Source organism: Candidatus Binatia bacterium (genome assembly GCA_036382395.1).
Taxonomy (GTDB): domain Bacteria; phylum Desulfobacterota; class Binatia; order HRBIN30; family HRBIN30; genus JAGDMS01.
This window is the reverse complement of the sequence record DASVHW010000043.1, coordinates 1-26,840: the sequence shown is the minus strand read 5'-3', so window position 1 is coordinate 26,840 and position 26,840 is coordinate 1. Positions and strand designations below refer to the sequence as shown.

At 63.5% G+C, this 26,840-nt stretch carries 22 protein-coding genes; 11 read left to right on the top strand and 11 right to left on the bottom strand.

Annotation, left to right across the window (positions count from 1 at the left end; all coding sequences use genetic code 11):
• Positions 1–7: 7 nt before the first annotated feature.
• A complete protein-coding gene (locus VF515_02515; protein ID HEX7406502.1) occupies positions 8–766 on the top strand; it encodes a hypothetical protein in 759 nt (252 codons plus the stop codon).
• 84 nt (positions 767–850) lie between these two features.
• Here the strand turns inward: VF515_02515 and VF515_02510 are convergent, their stop codons facing one another.
• On the bottom strand, positions 851–1,558 hold the full coding sequence (locus VF515_02510) for an FAD-dependent oxidoreductase (protein ID HEX7406501.1): 708 nt from the start codon (positions 1,556–1,558) through the stop codon (positions 851–853).
• A gap of 26 nt (positions 1,559–1,584) precedes the next feature.
• Entirely contained in the window at positions 1,585–1,938 is a 354-nt protein-coding gene (locus tag VF515_02505) for a 2Fe-2S iron-sulfur cluster-binding protein (protein HEX7406500.1), read from the bottom strand.
• 268 nt (positions 1,939–2,206) lie between these two features.
• On the opposite strand from VF515_02505, the gene bioF reads away from it, so the two are divergent.
• The 4 genes from bioF to bioD all read left to right on the top strand — a co-directional run bounded on the left by bioF (position 2,207) and on the right by bioD (position 5,827).
• The gene (gene bioF / locus VF515_02500; protein HEX7406499.1) at positions 2,207–3,373 is read left to right on the top strand and encodes an 8-amino-7-oxononanoate synthase; all 1,167 of its coding nucleotides are present in this window, start codon (positions 2,207–2,209) and stop codon (positions 3,371–3,373) included.
• Positions 3,370–4,734, top strand: a complete 1,365-nt coding sequence (bioA, locus tag VF515_02495) for an adenosylmethionine--8-amino-7-oxononanoate transaminase (GenBank protein HEX7406498.1) — start codon at positions 3,370–3,372, stop codon at positions 4,732–4,734. The genes bioF and bioA overlap by 4 nt, the downstream gene beginning before the upstream one ends.
• Positions 4,735–4,876: 142 nt before the next feature.
• On the top strand, positions 4,877–5,035 hold the full coding sequence (locus VF515_02490; GenBank protein HEX7406497.1) for a hypothetical protein: 159 nt from the start codon (positions 4,877–4,879) through the stop codon (positions 5,033–5,035).
• 72 nt (positions 5,036–5,107) lie between these two features.
• Complete coding sequence (gene bioD, locus VF515_02485; protein ID HEX7406496.1) at positions 5,108–5,827, top strand: dethiobiotin synthase; 720 nt, start codon at positions 5,108–5,110, stop codon at positions 5,825–5,827.
• Here the strand turns inward: bioD and larC are convergent.
• Complete coding sequence (gene larC, locus VF515_02480) at positions 5,810–6,988, bottom strand: nickel pincer cofactor biosynthesis protein LarC (GenBank protein HEX7406495.1); 1,179 nt, start codon at positions 6,986–6,988, stop codon at positions 5,810–5,812. The genes bioD and larC overlap by 18 nt on opposite strands.
• Positions 6,989–7,097: 109 nt before the next feature.
• Positions 7,098–7,661, bottom strand: coding sequence for an ImmA/IrrE family metallo-endopeptidase (locus tag VF515_02475; GenBank protein ID HEX7406494.1), 564 nt, complete (start codon positions 7,659–7,661; stop codon positions 7,098–7,100).
• Positions 7,662–7,817: 156 nt separating this feature from the next.
• Between VF515_02475 and VF515_02470 the strand changes: the two genes are divergently transcribed.
• From VF515_02470 to VF515_02460, 3 genes are all read left to right on the top strand, one after another.
• The gene (locus tag VF515_02470; GenBank protein HEX7406493.1) at positions 7,818–9,425 is read left to right on the top strand and encodes a carboxyl transferase domain-containing protein; all 1,608 of its coding nucleotides are present in this window, start codon (positions 7,818–7,820) and stop codon (positions 9,423–9,425) included.
• 91 nt (positions 9,426–9,516) lie between these two features.
• Positions 9,517–11,010 (top strand): acetyl-CoA carboxylase biotin carboxylase subunit, encoded by a 1,494-nt coding sequence (gene accC, locus VF515_02465; protein ID HEX7406492.1) that lies wholly within the window; start codon positions 9,517–9,519, stop codon positions 11,008–11,010.
• Between the two features lie 12 nt (positions 11,011–11,022).
• Positions 11,023–11,526 carry an acetyl-CoA carboxylase biotin carboxyl carrier protein subunit gene (locus tag VF515_02460; protein ID HEX7406491.1) on the top strand — a complete coding sequence of 168 codons (504 nt, stop codon included), beginning with the start codon at positions 11,023–11,025 and terminating at the stop codon, positions 11,524–11,526.
• A 28-nt stretch (positions 11,527–11,554) separates the two neighbouring features.
• Here VF515_02460 and VF515_02455 read toward each other — a convergent pair whose 3' ends face one another.
• The 5 genes from VF515_02455 to VF515_02435 form a co-directional block, all read right to left on the bottom strand.
• Positions 11,555–14,158: a glycosyltransferase family 39 protein gene (locus VF515_02455; protein HEX7406490.1), complete on the bottom strand. Its 2,604-nt coding sequence runs from the start codon at positions 14,156–14,158 to the stop codon at positions 11,555–11,557.
• A 48-nt stretch (positions 14,159–14,206) separates the two neighbouring features.
• Positions 14,207–18,982, bottom strand: coding sequence for a DUF2298 domain-containing protein (locus VF515_02450; GenBank protein ID HEX7406489.1), 4,776 nt, complete (start codon positions 18,980–18,982; stop codon positions 14,207–14,209).
• Positions 18,983–19,048: 66 nt separating this feature from the next.
• Positions 19,049–19,750 carry a class I SAM-dependent methyltransferase gene (locus VF515_02445; GenBank protein ID HEX7406488.1) on the bottom strand — a complete coding sequence of 234 codons (702 nt, stop codon included), beginning with the start codon at positions 19,748–19,750 and terminating at the stop codon, positions 19,049–19,051.
• Between the two features lie 78 nt (positions 19,751–19,828).
• A complete protein-coding gene (locus tag VF515_02440) occupies positions 19,829–20,989 on the bottom strand; it encodes a glycosyltransferase family 4 protein (GenBank protein HEX7406487.1) in 1,161 nt (386 codons plus the stop codon).
• A gap of 5 nt (positions 20,990–20,994) precedes the next feature.
• On the bottom strand, positions 20,995–23,139 hold the full coding sequence (locus VF515_02435) for a DUF2298 domain-containing protein (protein ID HEX7406486.1): 2,145 nt from the start codon (positions 23,137–23,139) through the stop codon (positions 20,995–20,997).
• Positions 23,140–23,350: 211 nt separating this feature from the next.
• Between VF515_02435 and VF515_02430 the strand changes: the two genes are divergently transcribed.
• Complete coding sequence (locus tag VF515_02430; protein ID HEX7406485.1) at positions 23,351–24,367, top strand: hypothetical protein; 1,017 nt, start codon at positions 23,351–23,353, stop codon at positions 24,365–24,367.
• A gap of 26 nt (positions 24,368–24,393) precedes the next feature.
• On the top strand, positions 24,394–24,720 hold the full coding sequence (locus VF515_02425) for a hypothetical protein (GenBank protein ID HEX7406484.1): 327 nt from the start codon (positions 24,394–24,396) through the stop codon (positions 24,718–24,720).
• 205 nt (positions 24,721–24,925) lie between these two features.
• On the opposite strand, the gene VF515_02420 is transcribed toward VF515_02425, so the two are convergent.
• Together VF515_02420 and VF515_02415 are read right to left on the bottom strand one after the other, a co-directional pair.
• The gene (locus VF515_02420; GenBank protein ID HEX7406483.1) at positions 24,926–25,528 is read right to left on the bottom strand and encodes a hypothetical protein; all 603 of its coding nucleotides are present in this window, start codon (positions 25,526–25,528) and stop codon (positions 24,926–24,928) included.
• A complete protein-coding gene (locus tag VF515_02415; protein HEX7406482.1) occupies positions 25,492–26,178 on the bottom strand; it encodes a hypothetical protein in 687 nt (228 codons plus the stop codon). Before VF515_02415 ends, VF515_02420 begins: the two co-directional genes overlap by 37 nt.
• Positions 26,179–26,241: 63 nt before the next feature.
• Between VF515_02415 and VF515_02410 the strand changes: the two genes are divergently transcribed.
• Positions 26,242–26,520 carry an alpha/beta hydrolase gene (locus tag VF515_02410; protein HEX7406481.1) on the top strand — a complete coding sequence of 93 codons (279 nt, stop codon included), beginning with the start codon at positions 26,242–26,244 and terminating at the stop codon, positions 26,518–26,520.
• Positions 26,521–26,840: the final 320 nt, after the last annotated feature.

The following is a 26,840-nucleotide window of genomic DNA, read 5'->3' as shown; positions in this document are numbered from 1 at the left end:
CATAGAGATGGTGAACCTTACCGGCTCCCGCGTTGCGGTGGAATGCTTCTACGTCAGTAGCGGAACCTGCAACGAGATCGGTTTTTCCCTCAGTCTGACACCGAATCAGCCGGTATCATGGATGGCCAGCACGGGTGCAAACGGAACGGGCGGCCGTCTCGCTTCGCCCTTCTTCGGCGACGGCGAGTTGAAATGTGTCGTCGTCCCGAGCACGCCGGACGCCGGCCTCAGCTCCTACAATGCCCTGCAAGGCCGGGCGCTGATGTCCGACACGAAGGGCCAGATGGTTGGCTACAGCGCGATTGCATTCAGGCGCTTGAGCCCCGGCGATTTCACCGGCGTCGTCTCGCTGGACGGGATCACCTACGAGCAATGTCCGGACCGCTTGCATTTCAATGTGCTCGCCAACCAAGCCGGATCCGACAGCGACTTGGTGTTGGTGCCCTGCTCGCAGGATTTGGTCAACCAACTGCCGTCGAGCGCCAATGTACAACTGGCGGTGGTTAACGAGTTCGAACAGCGGTTCTCTGGCGCCACCATCGTCACCTGCTTCAACCGCTTGCGCTTCAGCTCCCTGTTTGCCCTACACCGCAGCGCCGTCGGCACCGATACCGCACACCTGGTCGTGCGGGGCACGGACGTCCCAGTGGTTGGTCTGGTGATCGACCGCTTTACCATTCCGGGCTCCGGTGCGCTGTCGACTTCCAGCAACGATCCCTACCTCGAAGGCGGACGATCTGCCACCATCAACTTGAGCTTGCCCTGAGATTCCGTTCGTCCTGTGAGGCGTGAGTTGCGCTCTGCGGGGCTGCGGCATCGGTGATTACCGAAGCCGTCTCGACAGCGTGGGTTACCACTTCTCGTAGTGCACGGCGCGGCGCTCGTATCCGCCACGACGCAGCAGATCGCGCAGCTGCGGGATGATTGTGCCGACGCCGCAGATGTAGAAATGGCGTGTGCGGTCGGTGTCACCTGCAAGGTAGTGCTGCGTAACGAGCTCGACGAGCGAGACACCCAACAAGGGAGCAAAGGTGAATCGCGGCTGCTCCCGGGCCGCCCGCTCGAATTCGTCGGCATACAGCAGGTGGGATGCACTCGCAGCGGCGTAATGCAGCCGCAGTGGGTACGTATCCCGGCTCTGCAGCGCGCGCCACAGCATTGGGCGGATCGGCACGATACCGGTGCCCTCGGCGAGGAACACACATTCCGCCTGCGGCTGCCGGTCCAGCGTGAAGCGTCCCCACGGTCCGGTGAACCGGACAGCAGCACCGACGGCCAGGCTGAAAAGATATCGCGAACCCACACCGCCGGGTACGAGGTTCAAGCAGATCTCGAGCAGTGCGGGTTCTTCGGGACTCGATGCGATTGAGTACGGCCGGATGGCAGGCTCGCCATCGAGCGGAAGCAAGCAGGAGATGAATTGTCCGGGGATGAAGGTGAAGTGTTGCGACGGCGGAAGACGCAAGAAAAGCGACCTGGTGCCAGGCGCGCTCTCGATCATGCGTTCGACCGTTGCTGCGTACGTTACACGCTGCGGAGTGTCGCTCTCACGCTCCACGCTTTGACGCCCTCACGCTGCCGTCCTCAGGCCGCGTTGATAGTGAAACGCGGCCTGAGGACGGTAATCTCAGCATCATCCTGGATGACCGCCTGACATCCGAGGCGCGACGTGGATGTCAGCCCCGGCGCTCTGTCCAGAAGGTCGAGTTCGTTCTCCTCCGCTTCGGAGAGCTTCCCTTCGCCAGTCTTCACGATCACGTGGCAGGTGGTGCACGCACAGTTGCCGCCGCAGGCGTGCTCGAGATGCACGCCATGGCTCAGTAGCACGTCGAGGATCGATCCCGGCCGGCCGTTATGCTGGAATGGAGCCTTGGCGGGGTCGAATTCGATGGTCCGTTCCGGAGCACCGCTCTCGAAGAGCACACGCAGTTTAGCCATATTCAGATTTCGACGATGACAAAGTCCGAGGGTTCTGTAGCAGCCCCTACGGCTTAGAGCGAGTACCCCGCTGCCCGCCATCGGCGTAGTTCCAGAGAAGGAAGCCCACGATGCGGTAGTGGAACGGCCGGGCGTCGCCCGCGACCGCAACCTGCGCGCGCCGATGGCGAGGGCGATGCGGCCGCGCCATCAACGCCGGCAAAGGCAAGTTCGCCTGGCCGTGGGGACGTTGACAGCCCGAGCACGCAAGTCTAATCGTCGGGAACCGATGGTAATCGACGATTTCGCCAGGCGTGAGTTGGAGGCGCTTCGGACGGCTGGATTGCAGCGCCGGCCGCGGTGGATCGACGGGGCTCAAGATACATGGGTGACCGTGGATGGCCGCCGCGCGCTGCTCTTGTGCTCGAATAACTATCTCGGCCTGGCAAATCACCCCGCCGTAAGAGAAGCGGCCCAGAAGGCCGCTGTCGATTACGGCGCCGGTGCAGGTGCGTCCCGCCTGATCTCAGGATCCATGCGCCTGCATCATGCGCTGGAGGAGCAGCTGGCGGCGTTCAAGTGCACCGAGGCGGCGCTCCTGTTCAACTCAGGGTACCACGCGAATATCGGGACCATCACTGCTTTGCTGGGCAAGGAGGATGCGGTATTCAGCGATGAGCTGAACCATGCCAGCGTCATCGACGGCTGTCGCCTGTCGGGGGCACGCATTTGCGTCTACCGGCATAACGACGTCGGAGCGTTGGCCGCCTTGCTTGCCGGCACGACCGCGCGGCGGAAGCTGGTGGTGACCGAGTCGATATTCAGCATGGACGGTGACACGGCGCCATTGTCCGCCATCTGTGAGGTGGCGGAGCGTCATGGTGCGTTCGTCATGGTGGATGAGGCGCACGCCACCGGCGTCGTGGGGCCACAGGGCTGTGGTGTGGTGGCGGCGGAGGGGTTGCAGCAACGCGTTGCGATCCAGATGGGTACGCTGGGTAAGGCGGTGGGAACCTTCGGCGCGTTCGTCGCCGGCAGCCGTGCCCTGGTCGACCTGCTGCTCAATACCGCTCGCAGCTTCGTGTACACTACGGCCTTGCCCCCGCCGGTGGTGGCGGCGGCGGCAGCCGCACTCACCATCATCTCCAGCGATCCCGAGCGCAGGCAGCGGCTTGAAGACAATGCCGCGTACCTCCACCGTGGATTCAAACAGATCGGCCTGAGCGTTGGCGCGCGGCCAACTCACATCCTGCCGGTGCCGATCGGTGACGCGGATCGTGCCATGCGTGTTTCAGATCGTTTGCTCGCCGCAGGCGTGTTCGTGCAAGGCATCCGGCCGCCCACCGTCCCTGCGGGCACGGCGCGACTCCGGGTGACGGCAATGAGCACGCACACGCAGGAGGATCTGGCCTTTGCGTTGGAGGCCTTTCGGCGGGTCTTTTCGGAGGAATCGTGACCCGCTTCGACCCCGCCGAGCTGGCGCGATGGGACCACGCCCATCTGTGGCATCCGTTTACCCAGATGCAGGAGTGGCTGGCCGAGGAACCGCTGATCATTGCGAGCGGCGAAGGGGCGTACCTGATTGACGTCTCCGGCACGCGCTACCTGGATGGGGTGTCGTCACTCTGGTGCAACGTGCACGGGCATCGCCATCCCGAGCTGGACAGGGCTCTGCGCGAGCAGGCGGAGCAAATCGCGCACTCCACATTGCTGGGACTGGCGAGCGTGCCGTCGATCATCCTCGCCAAACGATTAGCCGATATCGCCCCACGCGGTTTGACTCGGGTGTTCTTTTCTGATGCTGGCGCGACGGCGGTGGAAATCGCGCTGAAGTTGGCGCTGCAGTACTGGCAACTCCGAGGAGAGACGAAACGGACGCGCTTTGCGGCCCTGACCGAGTCATACCACGGCGATACACTCGGCGCCGTCAGCGTGGGGTACTCGGAGACCTTCCACCGCTTTTTCAAGTCCGCGCTCTTCCCCTGCCATCGGCTGAATCCACCCCACGTCTACCGCTGGCAGCGTGGGATGAATGAAGAGGATGCGCTGCAAAGCGCACTGGCGGAGGCTGCGGCGCTCTTGGGAAGCAAAGGCGACGAAATTGCCGCCCTTGTCATCGAGCCGCTGATGCAGGGTGCCGCCGGCATGTGGTCGCAGCCCGCTGGCTACGTACGGGGGCTGCGCCAGCTGACCCGCCAGCATGGTGTCTTGCTGATCTGCGACGAGGTCGCCACCGGGTTTGGCCGGACGGGGAAGATGTTCGCTGTTGAACACGAACAGGTCGAACCGGATCTCATGTGTGTCGGCAAGGGCATCACTGGCGGGTATCTTCCCCTGGCCGCGACCTTCGCTACGGAAGAGATCTTCCAGACCTTCCTCGCGCCATACGAAGAGTTCAAGGCCTTCTTTCACGGCCATACTTACACCGGTAATGCACTTGCTTGCGCGGTGGCACTCGCTAGTTTGCAGGTTTTTGAGAACGAAGGGGTGCTCGAGAATGTGATTCGGCGCAGCCAGCAACTGCGCAGCAAACTTGAGAGTGACTTCCTGCCGTTACGCCATGTCGGTGATATACGACAGCTAGGACTAATGGTTGGTATCGAATTGGTACGAAATTGTGACAATCGACATCCGTTTGCGGCATCAGATCGTGTCGGCGTGCGCACCATCATGGAAGCTCGAAAACGGGGCATCATTCTGCGGCCGCTCGGCAACGTAATTGTGTTGATGCCGCCGCTTTGCATCACCGAAGACCAGGTGGATTTCCTCAGCGATGTAGTCCGTGATTCGATCATCCAGGTTACAGAAGCGCCATGAACCATATTCTTCCGGCAAAATTAGGAAATTCCTTGCAGTATTCGCCTTCTGATTAGAAGATATTTCGCTCGGCGGCGCCCTATGTTAGCGAATACCGCTGGTGGCACAGCCATTGCTTTACGGAAATACCGGGAGGGTAGTTATGGAACTGGTTTACAGCCGAGCGGCATGGCGAGTTGACGATCTGGCGCCCGAGGATACGCGTGACATTCCATTCTTCGGGTTTGTTACCGGAACACTTATCAGCTTGGCTCTGTGGGGTGTCGTTGCGTGGACCTTGTGGGCGGTGGTGGTGAGCTAGGGCAGTGGTCGATGTTGCTTTTTTCCCGCCTTGGTTTTGCTACATGAGACCTGCTGAGAGGCAGGTCGTAGTTTGCAGTTTAAGGGTATCTTTGTAACCGGTACCGACACTGGGGTCGGTAAGACCACGGTGTCCAGCGGTATCGCAGCGGCTTTGAGCTGGAGGGGATGGACGGTAGGGGTGTACAAGCCGGCGGAAACCGGCTGCCCTCCCGACTTCAATGATCGGCCTCTTACGTCCGATGCCGGTCGTCTGCAATTCTTTTCAGGCTGCCACTCCGAACTGAAAACGATTTGCCCCTACCGCTTGCGTGAGCCGCTGGCCCCGTTGGTTGCTGCTGAGCGTGAAGCCGTGATCATCGATCTGGACCGTCTGCTGTGGTGTTACAAGACCATTGCGTCGGCGCACGATGTTACATTGATCGAGGGTGCGGGAGGGTTACTCGTGCCGCTGACGCCCACTCTGACTTTCGCTGACTTGGCCAAGCGTCTTGACGTTCCGGTCCTGGTGGTGGTTGGGTCACGGCTGGGTGCGATCAATCATGCCTTGTTGACCGTGCGTTACGCCGAAGCCATCGGCCTGCGCGTCCTGGGCTACGTGGTGAATTTCCTCAGCGCTGAGAGCGATGAAGCGGCTCGATCGAACGTGGATACCTTGAGCCGGCTGCTTGGTCCTGCCCTCGGCGTCGTGCCGCACCTGGGGGAGATCAGTGCCACAGCGGAGACTCGGCAGCGGCTGGCGCAGGTGTTTTCGGAGCGCCTGCGGATCGACGGTCTACTTGTTCCGTGCTGAGCCTTGTGCGGCGGCCAGCGCAGCCTGATAGACCAGCCTGATGGGAACGGTCTTCTCCCGCGCCAGCCGTCTGCAATCTTCGTACTCCGGCGCCATGTTCTCGTGACCGTCTGGGCTCAGGGCAATTTTCACCCGTACCGTTCCGTATGGAGTACTGACTTCCCAGGTGTCTCGGGACAGGACGAGTCGTCGGGCCGGATAATAGCGCAGACCGATGGTGGACGTTTCGTTCAACACGATGCTCGAGAGCCGTTCGCGTTCGCCTTCGGTGCAAAGGACGGTCAGCAGGACGCCCGGCCGGTTCTTTTTCATGTGCACTGGCGTGAGATAGACGTCTCGCGCCCCGGCCTCGAAGAGCCGATCCATGACGTGTTCGTAGAATTCGGGATTGTAGTCGTCGATATTGGTTTCAATGACGATGACGTCATCTCGCCCGGTGGGCGCGACGCTCTCGCCCACGATGGCGCGTAAGAGGTTTGGCCTGTCGCGCAAACTGCGCTTCCCGGCTCCATATCCGCTGGCCTGAATACGGAGCTCGGGGGCCGGCTCCGGGAGCGCCAGACTTGCGATGATGGCGGCGCCAGTAGGGGTGACCAGTTCGCTGTCGCCATCGCTGGGTTGCGTTACGAAGCCGCGCAGCAGTTCCACCGTTGCCGGGGCGGGCACAGGCAGTGAGCCGTGCTGCGATGGCACCACGCCGGAGCCGAGGGGGAGCCGGGAGACGTACACCCGTTCGCTGCCGAGCCACGTCATGCCGATCGCCGTTCCGACGATGTCGACAATCGAGTCGATCGCACCGATTTCGTGGAACTCGACTGCATCGGGCTCGACACCGTGCACCCGTCCCTCCGCTTCTGCCAGCTTGGTGAAGATCGCCTGCGCGCCACGCTTCACCGCCGGCTGCAGCCCACTGCGTTCGAGCATCTGCCGAATGTCACGGAAGGCTCGGTTGGGATGCCCGCTGGGCGAGACCTCGACTTCAAACCTGGTTGCCGAGATGCCGTGAACACGCGCCGGCGTGGCGGCGATGGAGTAGCCACTGAGGGGGAATTGCGCCAACTCACTCTTGAGTCGCTCGAGCGGGAGCCCCAGCGCCAGCAACGCGCCAACGGTCATGTCGCCGCTGATGCCCGCGAAGGCGTCGAAATACAAAACCTTCATCGAATGCCCATGCGGGATCCGGCTGAGGGCTCAGTGCACCGGTTCATAAGTTCGGCAACGTACCCTGTTGGGTCCCCTCGCCTCCGGCAGCGGGTCAGGGTTCAGATGCTTAAGGCGCGACAATTTCCCCGGGGTATGCGACGTAGTTCTTCAGTTGGATGCGCCTCGCGGTTTCGCTGACTCGAAACAGACGTGCCATGTCTTTGACCACGGAATCACGATACTCCCGCCTGATGCGATAGGGTAGGTGGCGATCGATCATCGACAGCGGCATCAGTAAGGTTGCAGCACCCAGATCAGCCTCGCGCTCTAAGACGTTACGCCGCCCGTCGCGGTGGTGCTCCGAGGTCCGGCAGGCCGTAAGGTTTTGCAAGTTGCCGCTGCGGGAATGCAGTTCCGCGTGCATGATCTCGTGCGCCAACGTGAATCGCAGCCGGGTGCGTGGATTGTCCTTGCGCAGGTAGATGGTCTTCTGTTCGCCATCCGGGGTCAAGAAGATTCGCCCATCGAGGCCCAGCGGCATGTCGACCTCGAAAATCTTGTAGGTCTCAAACGCGCGAAGGAAATCTTCGAAGCGAAACGGCGGAAAACGAAAGTCCAGCCGGTGGTGGAGGCGATTCACCACACCGGCGATATCCCGGTTGCGCTGTCCGTCCAGAACGTGTTTCCCCATTGACCTTGCAGGCAAAAACTGGATTTTGCTATCACGAGTTCGCCCTGGTGGCAACGGGCCGGAAACACGGGCCGGAAACTCGCCATGGATGGGTGCGGCGAAGATGGCCTTCGGGCCGCTGGCCGACCCTGTCCTCGATCTGGTATCTGTTCTCCAATGCGCCGGATTGAAACTAAGGTTCGCCTCACTGACCCGGGGTTCGAAGAGAACCGCCGCTACAACGAGTCGCTGGCTGCGGAGTTGCGTGCGCGGCTGCTCGAGGTGCGGGCCGGCGGACCGGAAGAGTTGCGGCGACGCCACAAAGAGCGCGGGAAACTGCTCGCCCGCGAACGTATCGACGCGCTGATCGACCCGGACACGCCGTTTCTGGAGCTGTCGCCGCTGGCGGCGTACGGCCTGTACGACAACGAAGCTCCTGGGGCCGGTATCGTCACGGGTATCGGCACCGTCAGTGGCCGGCAGACGGTGATTGTGGCGAACGATGCGACGGTCAAGGGCGGTACCTACTTCCCGATGACGGTGAAGAAGCACCTCCGCGCCCAAGAGATCGCGTTGGAGAACCGCCTGCCGTGTGTGTACCTGGTGGACTCGGGCGGTGCATTCCTGCCCCTGCAGGCGGAGATCTTCCCCGACCGCGAGCATTTCGGGCGGATCTTTTTCAATCAAGCGCGCCTCTCCGCTGCCGGCATGGCGCAGATCGCGGTCGTCATGGGCTCATGCACGGCTGGCGGGGCGTATGTGCCCGCCATGTGCGACGAAAACGTGATCGTGCGCGGTGTCGGTACGATTTTTCTGGGAGGACCGCCGCTGGTGAAGGCCGCCACCGGCGAAGAGGTGTCGGCGGAGGAGCTCGGCGGCGGTGATGTGCACACGCGCATCTCCGGGGTCTCCGATTATCTCGCCGCCAATGACCAACACGCCATCGAAATTACGCGCTCAATCTTTGAGAATCTGGGTCCGGCGCCACCCTCGGTGCTGGATCAGCAGACACCGGAGGAGCCTGCGTACGAAGCGCGCGAGATCTACGGCATCCTCCCATGCGATGCGAGAAGGCAGTACGACGTCCGCGAAATCATCGCGCGCCTGGTGGACGGCAGCCGACTGCATGAGTTCAAGCCGCTCTACGGCACCACGCTGGTCACCGGCTTTGCCCGTATCCACGGCTATCTGGTTGGCCTCGTCGCGAACAACGGTGCGCTGTTCTCCGAGTCCTCGCTCAAAGGGACGCACTTCATCGAGCTGTGCGGGCAACGGAAAATCCCCCTGATCTTTCTGCAGAACATCACCGGTTTCATGGTTGGAAAGAAGTACGAGCAAGGTGGCATCGCCAAGGATGGCGCGAAAATGGTGCACGCGGTCAGCACGGTGGCCGTGCCGAAGTTTACGGTGATCATCGGGGCCTCGAATGGTGCGGGCAATTACGGGATGTGCGGCCGTGCCTACAGCCCGCGCCTGCTGTGTATGTGGCCCGGCGGCCGCATATCGGTGATGGGAGGCGAACAGGCCGCCAGCACGCTGCTTACCGTCAAGCTGCAGCAGCTCGCCAGCAGGCAGCAGACACTGACGCCGGCGGAGCAAGAAGCGTTCATGGCGCCCATCCTCGCGAAGTACGAACGAGAAGGCAGTCCCTACTATTCGACCGGGCGGCTCTGGGATGACGGCGTGCTTGACCCCATCGACACCCGGCACGTCCTCGGCCTCGCCCTTGCGGCTGCCGCCCACGGCCCGATCCCCGATACGCGACCGGGCGTGTTCCGGATGTGAGGAGAAGCGGTCAGCAGTCAGCTATCAGCAAGGGAATGCGGCGAGAGATATGGAAGGGCTGACAGCTGAGGGCTGAGAGCTTATTTCAAGCATGTTCCACAGAGTCCTCATTGCCAACCGCGGCGAGATCGCCATCCGCGTGATGCGTGCCTGCCGCGAGACCGGGATCGAAACCGTTGCCATCTATTCGGCGGCGGATGCGCAGGCGCCGCATGTCGAGCACGCGGATACGGCGGTCTGCGTCGGCGCACCACCCAGTGCCGAGAGCTATCTGAATATTCCACGCATCATCGAGGCCGCCCGCACGACGGGTGCGGATGCGGTGCATCCGGGCTACGGCTTTCTGGCGGAGAACGCGTCCTTCGCTCGAGCGGTCGAAGAGGCCGGTATGGTGTTCATCGGTCCGAGCCCGGAGTCGATCGCCATGATGGGTGACAAGACCCTGGCGCGCCGGACTGTCGCGCGCGCCGGTGTCCCGGTTGTGCCGGCAGAGGAGAATCCGCCGCAGCGCAGCGCCCAGCTGGTGGCAGCAGCCCGCCGTCTCGGCTACCCGTTGATCATCAAGGCCGCAGCGGGCGGCGGTGGCAAAGGCATGCGCATCGTTCGCGATGAAACCGAGTTGCTGCCAGCCTTCAGTGCTGCCGGGCGCGAGGCGCTTGGAGCGTTTGGGGATGGCCGGCTGTTTCTCGAGCGCTACCTCGAACGGCCACGACATGTGGAGATCCAGATTCTGGCCGACAATTCAGGCACCGTCGTCCATCTCGGGGAGCGCGAGTGCTCGGTTCAACGCCGCCACCAGAAGATCATTGAAGAAACTCCCTCGCCCGCCGTTGACCCCGCACTCCGACAGCAAATGACCGAAGCCGCCGTCGCGGTCGCCCGTTGCTCCGGCTATCGGAACGCCGGGACGGTCGAGTTCCTGCTCGATGCGGATGGGCGCTTCTATTTTCTCGAAATGAACACCCGCTTGCAGGTCGAGCATCCCATCACCGAGTGGGTCACCGGTATCGACATCGTGCAGGCGCAACTCCGGCTCGCCGCCGGCGAACCGCTGTGGTTGCGGCAGCACGACGTTGGCAGCCGCGGACACGCCATCGAATGCCGGATTTGCGCCGAGGACCCGTCGCAACAGTTCCTCCCCAGCCCGGGGACGATCGCACACCTGCGTGAGCCGAGTGGGCCGGGCATTCGCGTCGATTCGGGAATCAGGGCAGGGTACGCGGTGCCCATGTATTACGACCCGTTGCTCGCCAAAGTGTCAGTCTGGGCAGAGAATCGCGACGCGGCACGGCGGCGGATGCTCGTGGCGCTGAAGGATTACGTCATCCTCGGCTGCACCACCGATATTCCCTTCCTGCTCGAAGTTCTGGAACACCCCGCGTTCGTTCGCGGCGAGACGCACACCCATTTCATCGCCGACCATTTCCCCTCGTGGACTGGCCGGGAGCTTCATCGGACGATTGCCGCCATTGCCGCCGCCATCGATTTGCTCCGGAGCCGGCCATCCACACAGGCGCAGCCGGGAGCTTCAGCGGCCTGTTCGCCATGGACGACCCTTGGCAGTTGGCGTGTGGGGCAGGGGTAGCAAAGAGGCTCCATGCGGATCTCGCTCCGTCATAAGCAGCACCATGTCGCTGTCGACGTCCAGTCCGACGGTGGTGCCTATCGCGTCGGTCTGGATGGTGCCGAGCACGTGGTCGAAGCGCACTACCTGGATGATGCGACGCTCTTTGTCGTCGTCGACGGGCGGCAATACCGCGTCGACTTGGTGCGCAACGGCCGGGACCGGTTGGTCGCCGTCGATGGTGAGGTCTATCAGTTCGTGTCCGAGAGTGGCGCGTCGGCGCACCGGGTCGCGACGGTCGCGTCTCCCGAAATCACCGCCCCGATGCCGGGCCGAGTGCTCGAAGCCCTGGTGCAACCGGGCCAGCACATTGTGGCCGGCGACGGTTTGCTGATCCTGGAAGCGATGAAGATGGAGAACCGCCTGGTGGCCGAGGCCACCGGTACGGTCAGCGAGTTACGCGTCTCGGCGGGCGATATGGTCGAAGCAGGTCAGGTGCTCGTCGTGCTGTCCTACGACAGTGAGGTGTCGCAGTAGGATTCGAGGCGCACTGTCCGCCTCCGGCTCACCGGCTGTCCGGGATGCGCACCACGCGGTCGGCGAGGTCGGCGACGATCAACTCGCGCGCGGCGGTGCTGTACGCGATGCCTATCGGCGTGTCGAAGGTCACGCCACCGGTGCCCTGTCCCGTGATGGTACGCAACAACTTCCCAGCGCGGTCATAGCTGCGGACCTCTTTTGCGCTCGGCACCGTGACCCAAATGTTGCCGCGCGGATCGAGAGTCACGTAGGGTTCGGAATACACCCCGCTTTGCCATCCCGGCACCGGGAACTGACTCAGCAATTCCCCGTCGCGGGTAAAAGTCTGCAGCCGCCCATTGCCGTTGTCGCACACGTACACCTGCCCAGTGCCGTCCACCGCCAGGCCCACCGGCTCCAGGAACCGTCCCGGCTCTGAGCCCTTACCGCCCCACTCCTTCTCCTTCTGGCCGGTCGCCGACAAGCGCACGATCCGGTTGTTTCCCGTGTCGGCGACGAATACGCTGCCGTTCGCGTCCGCCGCGATGCCGCGCGGTCCGTAGAAATCCGCCGCCATCGCGCGCACGAAATTGCCTTCCGCGGAGAAGACCTGGACACGGTGGTTCCATGTGTCGGCGACGAAGACTTGTCCAGCGGGATCCACCGCCACGCCACAGGGTTGGTTGAACCGTCCGGGCGTCTGGCCGCTGCCGCCCCATTGCCGCACAGGGTTCAGATCACGTCCGAACTCCTGAATGCGGTTGTTGCCGAAGTCGCACACGAAGACATGGCCATTGCCGGTCGCCGCTACCCCGCGCGGCTGATGTACTTGTCCGATGGGAGTCGGCGGCTCTGCGGGTTTTGGGGCGGTCGCTGGTGCCGGCGTTTCGGTCGCAGTCTCGGGACTTACCAGTAGCGCCCTGGCGAAGACCGGGCCGTTCTCTTCCGGGTAACGTACGTCGACTACCTGGTGCTGCGGATAGCGCTGCTCCAATTGGCGCAGGACCGTTCTGCTCGGTTCCTCGTTGGTCGCCAAGACGAACGCCAGTCCCTTGCTGGCCGCGAGCCCCGGGCTCATCTGCAACAGCACGGTGACATCATCCAGCCAGGTGTAGTTGCGCTGCATCGGGTCGACTTGGCCGGTGTACGAGAGATAGGTCAAGGCGTCGCGCGGAAAATTCGCGCCACCGACCCAGATGTTGTACTGCGGTACCAGTGTCTTGATGTAGTTTCCGAGCACGGTGGTCTCGGGGTAGTAGCCCCATACGGCCCGCCGGTGCTGACCCAGGTACTGTGCAAACGTCGCTTGCAGTGCCGAAGCGCCGGCGACCACCAGGAACGCCAAGGCCAGCACATGGCCCACGCGAGGGATGAGCCGCCTGATCTGCGTGGCGAAGAACATGGCTCCCAAGGCGGCGAAGAAGTAGACGAACGGCATCGTGCCGATGTCCCGGTTCATATTCGGCTTGCTCACCAGGCCGGGGGCAGCGTTGATCACCAGTCCCAGCAAGACAAACTGCACGCGCTCGTCGCGGATCCGGGCGAGGCCCCACAAGATGCCAAAGGCCAGGAATATCGCGGCGGGGTATTCAAGCGCCGGCGTATCGATGAAAAAGTCATCGCCATTTCCCCGGTAGTTGAACAGCAGCGCCGTAACCTTGAGGGCTCCAACCAGCGTGCTGGCGCCCGCCAACGCGTGCGCCCGGCCCTGGAAGACCTCCCAATTATGTACCGCGTACCAGGCCAACGGCGCCACGGCGATGCCGAAGGCCACCGCCATGGACAGCAGACCGTGCCAGTACTGGCGGAGGAATCCGCGCCAGTGCCAGGACTGCAGCAGGACGGCAACGAGCCAGAGCGGGAAAAGCAGCGGGAAGAGACGCGCGCCGTTGTAGGTGTTCAAGGCCGCGGCCAAGCCGATTCCACTGAGGGCGAAATCCAGCGCACGACCGGTGTCCATGCCGCGTATGAAAAAACAACAGGTGATGGTCATGAACAGCGGCTGGAAATCGGAACGCCAGCCGGTGCGGCTGAAGACCAGGTGCCAACCCGAGACGCCGAGGAGGAGCGTCGCCATCAGGCCGAAGCGTGCGCCGAACATCTTGCGTGCCCAGACGAAGAAGAAGGGCAGAATGAAGATGCCGGCCACCGTCGACGGCAGCGTGACCGCCAGCCGCGTCGGGCCGAGGAGCAGCACGCTGAGTGCCCGGAGATAGAAGGTGAACGTTTCTCGACCCCAGGCCTCTGGAGTGTACGGCGTATAGGGCAGTCCGTTGAGAATACGGATGGCGTACAAGCCCTCGTAGGCGGCGTCGTGATTCAACCCCGGCGGGAACTGATTGAGGCGAAAGACGGTGAAGAAGACGCCGACAGCCAGCACCAGCGCTAGCCAACCCCACTGCGCATACCGTGAGCCCGCACCGTCGTTCGGAGAAGGGAGTTCACGAGCATCGCGTCCGAGGATGTACAGAAGGATGAAGCAGACCAGCGCGGCCATCCATGCTGGCGCTGACCAGAGCGCGACGTGCCGGATGCTGAGCCAATACTGGCCTGCGGCGGCGCTCGCCAGCGCGGCCACGAGCAGCAGTATCCGCAGCCCTCGCCACCTGACTGGCGTGGACGACGTCAGCGGCGCATGAGTCGTTTGCATCCTTGGAGCCTGGGTGGCCTCGGTTGCGTGCATGGGTGCCGGGTCAGCTCACTGTGGCGCCAGCGGGATGCGCACCAGGCGGTGATCGAGATCGCTGATGATCATTGCATGGCCGGCGGCGTGGTAAGTGATTCCCATGGGGATGCCGAAGCTCACGCCGGGAGTGTTCTGAGCGGTGATGGTGCGCAACAACTTGCCGGTCCGGTCATAGTTGCGCACCTCTTTGGCTCCCGGCACGGTCACCCAGATCGTGCCGGACGGGTCGACAGCCACGTTGGGTTCCGAATACACCTTGCTCTCCCACCCGGCCACCGGGAAGGCACCGACGAAACGCCCGTCGCGACCGAACAACTGTAGCCGGCCGTTGCCGTTGTCGCAGACGTAGACCGTGCCGGCCGCATCGGCGGTCAGCCCCACCGGCTCGAGAAAGCGGCCCGGCTCCGATCCCTTTCCTCCCCACTCCATCTCCTTCTGTCCATCGGCAGCGAAGCGCACGATGCGATTGTTGCCGGTGTCAGCCACGAACACCGCCCCGGTGGAGTCCACTGCCACACCGCGTGGACCATAGAAGCTGGTTGCCCATTCGCGGACGTACTCCCCTGCCTTGGAGAACACCTGCACGCGATGATTCCAGGTGTCGGCAACAAAGACCTCACCGTTCGGACTGACAGCGATGCCGCAGGGTTCCTTGAACTGCCCTGGCAACTGGCCTGGGGTTCCCCATTCGCGTACGAAACTCAAGTCGCGGGCAAACTCCTGGATACGATTGTTGCCGAAGTCGCACACCACGATATCGCCCTCCGGCGTCGCGGCCACGCCGCGCGGCTGATGCAGCTTGCCGGGGGCGTCCTGCGGTGCTCCTTCCTCGGGCGCCGGCTGCGCAATGTCCTCGATCGTGGTCACCGGGATAGTTCCCGTAAAGCGGCCGTTCACCGCGAAGATCGTGACTCCGGGATTGCGGTACACCGGGGTCAGCAAGTCGCTCCATTGCGTGAAGCGCTCGAGGTTGCCACCGGCGTACACCCGACGCTCCAGGGCTCCGACGAACACCATGGCGACGTGATAGCGTTGCAGCAACGCCGCCACCTTGTCCTTGCTGTTGCTGGTGTACACCGACTCGATGTCGCTCTTGCGGCGAGTGATTTCGGCCTGCGGGTGGCCGCGCTGGAAGACGTGATACTCCCAGCCCAGCACCGTCGGCAGGCCCGTGTTCATGGAGACGCGGGTGAATTCCTGGTACGAATCACCGTGCGCTTCCAAGATCACCGGGATGCCTTGAATATGCCGGTTCAACCACTCGAACGCGGCCAACTCGAACGGGGCCTTCTCCCGGAGATACGCCATGCCGTCAAGCGTCGGTTTTGGGGTCGGCATGCGGTTGGTGCGGATCACCCCGAGTGTGTCAGTTGCGGCAGTGAACAGCGCCACGGCGATGAGCAGCGAGAGCGCGACCTTCCAGATAGGCCGAAACCACGGCAGCCGCACGGCGCCGTTCCAGAGTGCGCCGGCGGCGACCGCAGCGGCAATGGCCAGCAAGAACCATCCTTCCAGATAGAACTTGAAGATGGTGTTCATGCGATCCCACACGTACACGAGATCGCAGCCCGCGGTGATGGCGAAGGCAAATGCCGCCATGGTCAACGGAATGCGCCAGCGGCGTTCCGTGTTGAACGCCAGCAGGGGACGTAAGGTCAGCAGAAACAGAATGGCGGAGAACACCCGCGTGGAGATCGCCAGGCTGACTAGTATCAGCGCGATCGTGGCGATGAGTAACAACGACCGGCCAACACCGAGCGGTTCCTCTCCCCGCCGGATGCTGCGCGTCCAGAGCGCCAGCACGAAGGGCACTAGGACGAACAGAAACAGACCGAACACGGTCAGAAAGTCATAACCCTGGACCAGCTTGTCAGGCCCGAGACGCTCCCAGCCCAACCATGCGCCTTCTGCCCGCACGAAGTGGCTCCAGTACGGATGGAAAAGCACATAGGCGCCAACCACGAGCAGGGCGCTCGGAATACCAACCCGGGCGATGCCGCCGAACAGAAAGCCCAGCCACCCTCCGTGCTCCGCTTCGGTGAGCCAGAGTGTGCCCAGCAAAAAGACGAAGAACAGAATGTAAGTGGGAGTGCTCCAGGTGTTGGTCACCATGATGGCGCCCAACGTCAGGCACAGCAGAACCAGGAGCGCCAGAGTCGTGCCTCGGGGGCGCTGCTGGCGCGACTGCAGCACGTGCGTGCGCACCCACAACACGGTGAGACACAGGAACGTCAACGAGATCGGCATGACCAGCACGTGGGCGTGCAGATCCGCGAACAAGAAGCTCCACAACGGGAACTCGTTGATCGTATCCCGGATGACGCGCGATGTTGCCCAAAAGTAATCGAAGCCGATGGCGTGGCGGGCGAACCATTCCCGCGGGCCTGCGAGATTGCCGATCAAGGCAACGAAGAAGGCCGCCAACAGGCCCGTTTGCCACTGGCCCGTAACCACCGCGCCGACAGAAAACGCCGCCACCGCCGTCAGTCCGCCAATCAGTGCAATGCCGAGATTGAAGGTGAGCGCTGGATCGAGGTGCAGCGTCTTGCCCAACGCGGCGACGGTGTAGTGGCCGAAGTAGCTGTACTGCAGGGGCGAGCCGGCGAACCAGGGCTCCGCCGGCGGCAGCGTGGTCGTGCGGGTCAGAGTGTTCAGAAAAGAGAAGTCCATCGGCTTCTCGCCCCAGTAGACTTCGGGGTTGTACATGCGCACGACAAGAAAATAGGCGAACGCGCCCCAGAACAGCGCCTCGGTGGAGATGATCTCCCCGCGCGACAGTGGAACGCGAGTGCGCCGCCACATCAACGCGCCAACGGCAGCCAGCCCGAATGCCATGGCGCTGAGCGCTCCTTGAGTGAAATCGGCCGCGCCTAGGCTGATCATCAGCCAGGAAAGGTAGGCAAAGAGCAGTACGCCGAGCGTTTTGCTCAACGCCAGGATGCCAACGCCGGTCAGCCACACACGCAATACCGGATAGGCGGCCAGACTCAGGATCTCCACCAGCGCCGCAAACAAGACCAGTGCGAGAAGGCTCGACTGAATGGGGGGCGCGGCGCCGGTCGTTTCCAGCGGTAGGCCACCGCTGGGACGCGCCAGCAGGAGATCATTCCGAGTCAGCGGCCGCGAAGGAAGGCCGCGCAGGATCTTCTCCGCGATGACGGGCGCGGCCAGACGCTCGGTGTTGCGAAAGATCAAGACTTTCGGATGGTCGTAGACCGTGAGCGACTCGTCCGCCAACTCGTCCGGAATCTCGAAGCCGAAGAGCCCCGGCCGCGCCGCCACTTCTTGCTCTAACGTGTAGCCGAGATCGCCGGCGAACAGCTCGTAGAAGTAGTTGGTGGTCAGCGGAAAGCGCTCCGGGGCGCGAGTCACCGCACCGTACAGTCGCTTGGTCTGGAAGACGATGTAATCGGCGCTCGCCAGCTCTTGGCTGAGCCGCTGGACCTTGGACGAGCTGTCCGGCTGCTCATAGTATCCGAAGGGTACCACACGGTAGCGTTCCGCCTGGGCTCCGGGGAGCGGCAACGACATCGGGAAGCCTTCGTCCCAGTCCTGCGTGAGGATCTTGCTGCCCGATGGGATGTGGCGGTAGGCCCATTGCGACGCGGTGACTTCGGTGAACGGCCGCGTGTAGATCGACATGAAAGCGCTGGCCGCCGCCAGCGTACCGACCACCACCAGCGGGGCGGTGAGGCGGCCGAAGAGTGTCCCGCTCCGGTACTTGCGGACCAGCCACTCCGCCGCCCAGAGGATCATGAGCGGATAGATCGGCAGCAGATAACGCGGAAACTTCACCTCGAACCAGCCGGTGATCAGGAAAAACGGGACGACCCACGAGAGCAGGACCCATTCCTCGATCCGGCGCTCCCGGAATCCCGCCACCACCCGGGTCGCGGTTCCCCACACCGCGGCCAATCCCAGTGCCGGGGCCATGCCCCAGATGATCAGCTGCTCGAGGTCGTACCAGTACTTCGGCGTTCCCATGTACTGGGTGGTGTAGGGGAACGTCCCCGCATTGCGCACCATGTGGCTCTGTTCCAGGATGTCATGGTAGAAACGGCCGAAACGGAGCACGGCGTATGGTTCGGCCAGCGCAAATGCCAAGACCGCTGCCACTACCGCGAGGCCGCAGCGAGCGGCGATCGGGAAGAATCGGCGCTCCACCCAGAGGCGACGTAAGGTGGCGATGCCCAGCGGCAGAAAGAGCGGCATGGCGCTGAACTTGGTGGCGGTCGCCAAGCCGATGGTTATGCCCGCCAGGATGAAGTGCGTCAGCCGGCCCTCGGTGGCAACCCGCACGAGGAGGTACAACGCCAGCAGGACGACGAACGTCAGCGTGACGTCCACGGTCATGAAGCGCGAGTTCTGCAAATGGAGGGCGCAGGCGGCCAACAGCACGCCCGACAACAGCCCGACGCTGCGGTCGTACAGCCGACTGCCCAGGATGATCAGCAGGAAAACCGTGAGCGCCCCGATGACGGCGGATACACGCCGCCCGTTGACGATGACGCCGTCATAGGTTGCCGCATGCGGATCGACGAGCGCCAAAGCACTGCTGGTGATTTTTGCCAGGTAGATGGGCAGCGACCCGTAGGCGAAGAAGTCGGGATCCATCTGCAGCGGCCGGAATGACAGCCGTTGCACCGAAAACGCCACCGCGCGTTCGTCGGGGTGGAAGAAGTGGTTCTCATCCCACTCGATGTGGATCAACCGCACCGCCGCCGCACAGACGACGATTACGACGACCCACAGGCGAGGGCTGGACCACAACGAACGGAGGAATTTCATCACGGATCGAAAGCCTCCAACCTCATAGATCGTAGCGGCGTTCGTGTCGAGGGCTGGTGGGCAGCGTCATCCTGATTTTTTTGCCGTGACGATGAGGCATTCGCCCAGGGCCGCCGGTAGGAACGCGCGGTTTCCCGGCCAGAAGATCTGCACTGCCGCCGGTGCTCCAAAGATCACGCGTTGCACCATCGTCGGGATGAAGCGGACATAGGGGGCATCCCACAGCCCGTCGGCGCGGACACTCACGACTTCCAAACCCGCCTTCCGCATCAGCATCATCCATTCCCCCCGGCTCAACAAGCTGACGTGGGTGGGGTCACGGTAGGCAAACCACCGCCGCCCCTTCAGGCGATGCCCGAGCCCGCCGACATGGGGCACTACGAAGAACAATATGCCGCCGCCGACCAGCTTGGCCGTCAGCGCCTCGATCGTTGGCAGTGGTCGCGGCACGTGCTCCAGCGTGTGCAGCGCCACGATGACGTCGAACATCCCGGCGGGGAGGGATTTCCACTCTTCCAGAATCACCGCATCCGGAGCGTTGCCCCGGCTCTCGTTGCGCGCGTGCGGTGCAGCATCGTATCCGAACGCCTCGAAGTGCGCCGACAGCCGTCTGAGCAGATGCCCGGTCCCGCAGCCGAAGTCGAGCAGCCGCCCGCCGCGCGGACGCAGCTTACGCACCACCCGCGCGTACCACCACAACGCGATCCGGTCCTCAGAGAGGTGGTGCGCGCAGTAGTAATGCTGGTCCAAGAGCTGCGTCGTCATCATGGGGCCCCAACGCCAAGTCGTCTTCGGGTAATTGCCTGAGCCGATGGCACAGATCAACGGCTCGGCACCGCCGAGCCTTCAGGTCAATTGTGCCGAACTGATCAATCCCGCAAACAGCTCTTCGTACAGGCGTACCGACTGGGTCAGGTCAAATGCCCGTGCGACCTCTTCCCGCGGACGAACGTACGTCTGACGCTGTTTGATCACCCGCACCAGTGCGGCGGCGAGCGCCGCGGCATCGGCGGGCGGTACGATCTCGCCCATCCCGGTCCGCCGCACGGCCTCCCGTACGCCCGGAAGGTCGCTCGCCACCACGGGGGTGCCGGATAGCATGGCTTCGATTTGCACCAGCCCAAACGCTTCCGTGCAATTGAGACTGGTCACGGCGAGGACGTCGCAGAGCGAGAAGAAGCTGGGCATCTCTTCGGGGCGCAACAAGTCCAGGAACGTGAGTCGGTCCGCATAGCGCCGCAGCAGAGGCGAGAGGCTGGCGAGATATTGTTCTTCGCCCACCGTGTCTTTATAGGCACCGGTGAAGACGAGGTGAAGGTCGGGCACCTGCTCGAGCACGGCCGGCAGCGCCTGCAGCAAGTACTGCACACCTTTCTCGGCGGCAAAGCGGGCTGCGAATCCCACCCGTGCCCGGCCGTTGAGCTGCCAGCGCTGCGCCAGCCGCTGCGTGATGACCGGATCCGGCTTCGCCATGTCGACGAGGGGCGGAATGGCAACGACTTTCGGCATGAATTGGCTGAGGAAGGGCGAGTGCCGCGCGTAGTCCTCCGTCGTCGTGACGATCCGGTGCGCCAGATAGGCGGCAGCATGGTTGAGTGGCCCCAAGCTCGATTGCACCAGTCGATTGAAGATGCCGCTGGGCAGGTGGAGATCGCAATGGTACGTGAGCGCGACGCCTTTGCCGAACAGGCGCCCCAGAAGCGCCAGCGCCGCCGCCTCCAGTTGCGGCATGTGGATGTTGACGACGTCGTGGCGTCGGATCAGGCGCGCGGCATAGAGCGGGAACAGCGGCATCACCACGCCTTTGCTGATTTTCGAGACGATGGGGACGCGTATAACTTCCACCCCGTCGAGAAACTCACGCGCCGGCAAGGCCGGGTGGAAACGGGAGGTCAGCACGGTGACGGCATGGCCGCGCCGCGCCAGACCGCGCGCCAGCGACTCGGTGTAGATCGTCAGGCCGCTGACGTGGGGTCGGTAGTAGGTGAGCGCGATGAGAACGCGCATCCGGCTCATCGCCGATACACGGTGGTGCCGCCGCGGGCGAAGGCGACCGGAAGCTGCGCGAACTTTGCCAATCCCGCTGCCTGATAATCTTTCCGCTCGAGTTCCCCCACCACGATGTACTTGACCTGGTACTGGTCCAGCAGCGCGGCGGCGTCGGCGAGGGTCGCGGCGTTGTACATTTGTACGACGTCGGCGCGACGCCCGGCGACCTGGCGATCGTTGTTACGCCACAACCCTTCGTGGTTGCCCCAACCCATGACGGTCGGCAGCCCCGTGTTGCTGGAGAAACGTGCGTAGTACGAATACGGATCGCCCGTGGCTTCGAGCACGACCGGCAGGTCACCGATGGTCTCACGCATCCATTTGATGGCGGCAAAGTCGTCCGGATGCTCGCGTGACAGATACTCGGTGCCGTCCAGCGTGCTTGCGACCACCCGGTTGTGCAACCGGGTTACCGTGATCCCCACGGGATAGGCACACGATGCCACCACCAGAGACCCCACGGTCATTGCCGCCAGGGAGCGCACGCCGGCCGGGACCCGCCGGCGATCGACAAGCTGCGCCCAGCACCACGGCGCCGCGATGGCGAGCAGGATCCAGGACTGGAAGTAGAGCTTGAACACCGTGTTCATCCGGTAGAGCTTGTCGCCGTAAGGATCTTTGATGTACACCAGTTCGCAGGCCAGCAACGCGATGCTGGCGCCGAGGATCAACAGGAATGGCGCCCGGCGCTCGCTGTCTTCACTGGCGTAAGCGCACACCAGCGCCGCCCCACCCAAGCCCAACAGCACGACGAACACGGCGTTGCCCGCCAGGTACGCGACCAGCGTGAGCAGGACACCGCCCGCCCCTAACAGCTGCGCTTGCTCCTGGCTGATCGAGAGCTTGGCGCGCACCTCGGTGACGAGCAACAGCGCTGCCGGCAACAGCAACCCGCCGAAGACAATGAGAAACTCCACCAGCGAGGTTTGCGCAAACTTGAATCCGACTCCGCCGGGCGGGGCGGCAAATCGCAGGTAGAACGGCAGATACAGGACGTACGCCACCACCAGCATCACCATCACCCTGAGGGCGAGCATCAGCATCATCCGGAGGGCCAGCTGAACGCGGGCCCACGAGCCCAACGGCCACAGGGGCAGGTCTCTCCCCAGCAGCAGGAACGTGATCATCGCCCCGACCGGAAGCTCCCATGGACTGATCACCACCATTGACGCCAAGACGAAGGTGACGGGGACGTACGGCCAGAGGTCCCGGAACGTTTGCGCCGGTCCTTGGTTGACGACACGTTTCGCGCGTTCCGGATCGAGCAATAACCCGAGCAGCAGAATCGTGACGGGCAGGACGATGAAATGCGGGTGCAGGTCACCGTGAATGGTGGTGAAGTACGGGAACTCGTTGATGGTGTCGCCGTGCGCAACGATGCGCGACGAGCGCCAGTAGTCGAACTGCGTGAAGCCGTGCTTTTCCCACAGTTGCAGGACGCCGTCGAGGTTGCCGATCACCATGGTCATGACGCCGGTGATCAGCGCGAAGGCCAGTCGTCGAGTGATCGCCAGTCCGATGGCCGCCACCTCGCCGAATGCCAGACCCCCGACGGTCACCACACAGAGATTGTAAGCGATGTGGTTGCTCACCGGCGTCAGACGGGCCAGGTCGGCAAATATAAGGTACCCGAAGTAGTAGTAATTGAACGGTTGGCCGGCCATCCACATATCCTGGGGCGGCATCACGTCGGTGCGGGTCAGGGTGTTGAAGAAAGCGAAGTCCATGTACTTCTCGGCGCCGAAAATTTCCGGGCCGAGCGAGCGCTGCCAGGCGAAGAACAGGAAGCCCGCCGTCCACAACAGATCGTGGGTCAGCATGGCGCGCGGGCCGGGTCCGTTCAGCCATTCTCCCAACGCCTGACGCCCGTTCCATGCCAGCCACAGATTCAGCCCGACGAACACCGCAAGCGTCAACGGCAGTGACAGGTGCAGAGGCAACCCCGCGTGGCTGGCGAGCCACGACACATACGCAATCAGCAGCAACGCCAGGATCTTGCCGAAGGCGTAGCCGTGGTCGGCGCGCGCCGAGAACAGGCGAAACGTCAGAGGCAGGGTGATCAGCCCGAGACCTTCGAGCACTAACCACCAGACGACAAGCGGTCCCATCCTTCAGTCTCGGCTGTCGGCGCTCAGCGCAATTGTCCCTCTTGGTGCGAGCGGAATGCTTCTGACTCTTGGCGGGAGGAAGCTATACCGATTCCGGACGGATTGCAAAGTTCTCGGCAAATGACCGAGGCGAGGCCCAATCGCCGAGGTCGAAGCATTTGCGGTGCCGACTCTCCTTGCGTAAGTTCAACCCGCCATGATCCCGCCTCGCATGACTGAAGCCGGGCCGGCCTGGAGAGTGCTCTCGCCGGCACTGCTCGTGTGCCTCGTGCTCGGCGTGGCGGCCCCTGTGGGCGCGGCGGAGTTCGGTCCGCAGGGCATTGTGCGGCAATTCTGCCAGGCGGATGGGCTGGGCAAGCGCGTCAGCGTTGCCGGCTGGGTTGAACTGGCCCCGCTGGTTGCCTGGCCGTTTGAGCCGGCGTGGGACCACGTGGTGCTGATCGGAGGCTATGAGGTCGGCTCACCTCGAAGTATCGAGAATGGTGGGGTCGAGGTGGATGTCCGCTACGCGGTTATTGGGCAGATTTCCGCGCTTGGTCTCGATGCGGCCGTGCATATTGAGACCACGGCACTGCGGCTCGACGCGGCCGACGGCCGTTGGCGTATCACCGGGCCGCCACCACCGCCGCACATCTTCAGCCATCGCGTCGACATCGAAAGCATGCGTCGCTCGTTGGAGATCGGAGGGGTTAACTTTCTGCCCAACACGATCTTCGTCTGGAGGATGTTTCTAGCCGCGGGCTGGGATGTTCCCTTTGTCCCCACGACTGACCTGCTGAGCGGTGTGCCATATCGCGTGGTCAACGAACCCAAGGTCGGCGACGTCGTGGTCTACTTGCGCGACGGCGTTCCGTATCACGCCGGCCTATTGGAAGCCCGCGATCAGGTCGTCTCATCGACGTTGAACGCCGGCATCGTGCGCGCTACCACGGACGCCTTCGCCGGGGAGGTCAAGTACCTGCGACTCGTGCAACCTGAACGCCGCCTGGAGCCGACGCCCGTTCCCAGCCTGAGTCCCGCAGGGGGGGCGTCCCCCTCGTCTCCGGTCCGAACTCATACTGCCCGGCCACGGCGCACCGCGACGCCTATCGTGAAGCGTGGAAAGCGGCACTCGGCAAAACGGCCCTCCTTGCGAGCGCGACATTCGGTGCGCAAGCGCGTTGAACGTGGCACGGGGAGAAAACCGACCAAACATCCGACCCCGATTGCCAGACGCAAGGTCCGATGATGGGATATGAACCAGAGGAGACGTCCATGTCATTCGCGCAGAAGCTTGTTCCAGTGATGATCGTGGTGACTTGCGCGGCGTGTGTTCGCAAGCCGGTTACGGCACCGCGGGCCGTGGTACCCGAGACCACGCCGTCGCTGAGCTTCACCTGTCTGGAGGAGCGTTTCGCCTTCTCCGTTCCCCTCATCGCGCACATGGACCTGGGAGCCCTGGTCGCCGACGCGCCCGTGCTCGGGAAGATGCGGCGCGATCTCCGCTCCTTCGGCTGGGCAAGAAGGAGTTCGGCGAGTTCGTCGCCAGCGTGGGCTGGTACGAGCTGCTCCCCAAGCTGCCCGTGGATCGGATTCTCGTGATCGCCGCGTCCAACGATCGCTTCTTCGACCCGCGCGTGGTCAAGCGGATGTGGAAGCGCTGGGGCGAGCCGGCGATCCGCTGGTACCCCACCAGTCACATGGGTTTCATTGCGCACCTACCCGGGGGTGCTGCGCGTGATGCGAGAGTTCATCGACCAACGCATAGCCGGATGAACGCCCTGTGTCGGCCAGACCGGAGCCGCCGTCACCCAGCGCGCCCTGCGAGCCAGCGGCGCATCTGGTCGTAGACGTCCGGGTGGTTCAAGAGATCGAAGTGGTGCATCGGCCCGAAGTGCCGGCCGTGGTCGAGCGGAAACTGCATGCGCCGCACACACCCGCGACCGGATGCGCTCGTCTCGCGCACGAGCAAGTCGCCGACCGCGACGCCCAACGGATGGCGCGGGTCGCACGTGACGGTGGCTGCCACGAAGTAATGGGCCGCACCCTCCAGGAGCGGGACCTGGCCCGTGCGGTTCACGAGCAGTGCGTCAAGATCCACACCCTGCCAGTCCTCGTCGCGCAGCGAGCCGAAGCGGAGATCCTTGACTCCGAGGCTGCGCGCGTTCAACGCGTCAGCGAAAGGGCGCGTGATATCGCTGCGTCCAAGCAGCCAAGCGGTGACGTTCGCCGCCTTCTCCAGCGGCGCCCCGAGGTGGGGCGAGCCGAGAAAGACGACGTGACGCACCCGCCGAACCCAGTCGAGGCCAGCCTCTTGACCGTAGTGGCAACCGCTGCGGCTGACGAGCCCGCCCATGCTGTGGCCGATGACGATCAGCTCATCGACGGGCACCGGCCACGCGGTGACCACTCGGTCCAGCAGCTGCGCCAGTTGCCGGCCATGTCCGAGACATGCAGGCCGGAGTTGTAGCGCACGTAGAGCGGTGTATAGCCGAGGTCCGTCTGCAGGCGCGAGCCGTAGGTCGTGTGGCGGTTGCCGTAGTGGCGGTCGGCGTGCAATCGCCACAAGCTTTCGTTGCACGCGAGCCCGTGCACGAAGACCGCCAAGCGCGGCGACGCCTTCCGAAACGCCGCTGCCAGCGCGCCGCGTTCGAGCGCGACGTTGCGACCGTGGTGACGCAGCCCCATGGTCGTCGCCAGCGGGTTGCCGGTGCGCGCCAGGCGGTCGCCCGCGAACCCGTTGATTGCGGCGACGGCCAGGTCAGCCGGCGATCCGGGCCGAAGATCCTCATCGCCCGTCGCTGCGACGCGTGCGGCGAGCCGCGCCGCGCCACCGGCAACGGCGATGGCGGTGTGCAGCCCACGGTAGACGAGGCTGGTGATGCCGTCGTGGATCACCCGTACTACTTCTGACACCTCAGCGACTCCGGGCGCGAGCCGCAGCGGCGCAAAGGGCTTGCGGGCGATGGCGGTGTGGACGCCTTGCAGCGTCGCCAGGCCCCCGTCAAGAGCGGCGGTTGCCGCGTCGATCACCCCGTGGAGCCGCGTCTGCTTGTGCATGCCCCCTCCTTCGTTGCGCGGTGCGTGAACCCTTTTCTTTCAAGCCGCCACGCAAATAGCACAGTGGGCGCGCGTGCTCCAAAAGGCCAGGGCGCAATGTCGGCGAGCAACGAGCCGTGCGCGCAGCGGTTGAGCGCGCGGCAGCTCCATGGGCAACTGGCCATGCCCACATTCTTCATTTGGGGAGCGAACGACCAGATCTTTCCCGAGCCGAAGGCGCGGGAGATGATCACTCAATTCCCGCAAGTAGCCGGCTTTCACTCCATCGCGAAGGCGAAATTATTCTTCTATGAAGAGCATCCGCAGGAGGTTGCCCGGCTGATCGAACATTTCCTGCAGTAAGGGTCTACAACACCGGCCGCACGACACGGCCGCACGTTCCGCTTGCCCCCTCACCCACAAGCACAATAGAATCCCTGCAGTGCTGTGGGGACAACGTCGGTGATCTGCGCTTCAGTTCAACGGGCCCTTTCCGCCATCCGGCCGCGGGCTGTCGAGATCGTCGCGCGCCTGCTGTGTCCGGATAGCGGAAACACCCTCTTACGTTAGCAGTGCTTGAAGCGACCTCGATGGCCTTGGTGCACCCGGAGATATTCGACGACAAAGAGGTGGCGATGGTCTATGTCGCCGGTCGCTTGAAGGAAGGTAAGCGGGTCGAGCAA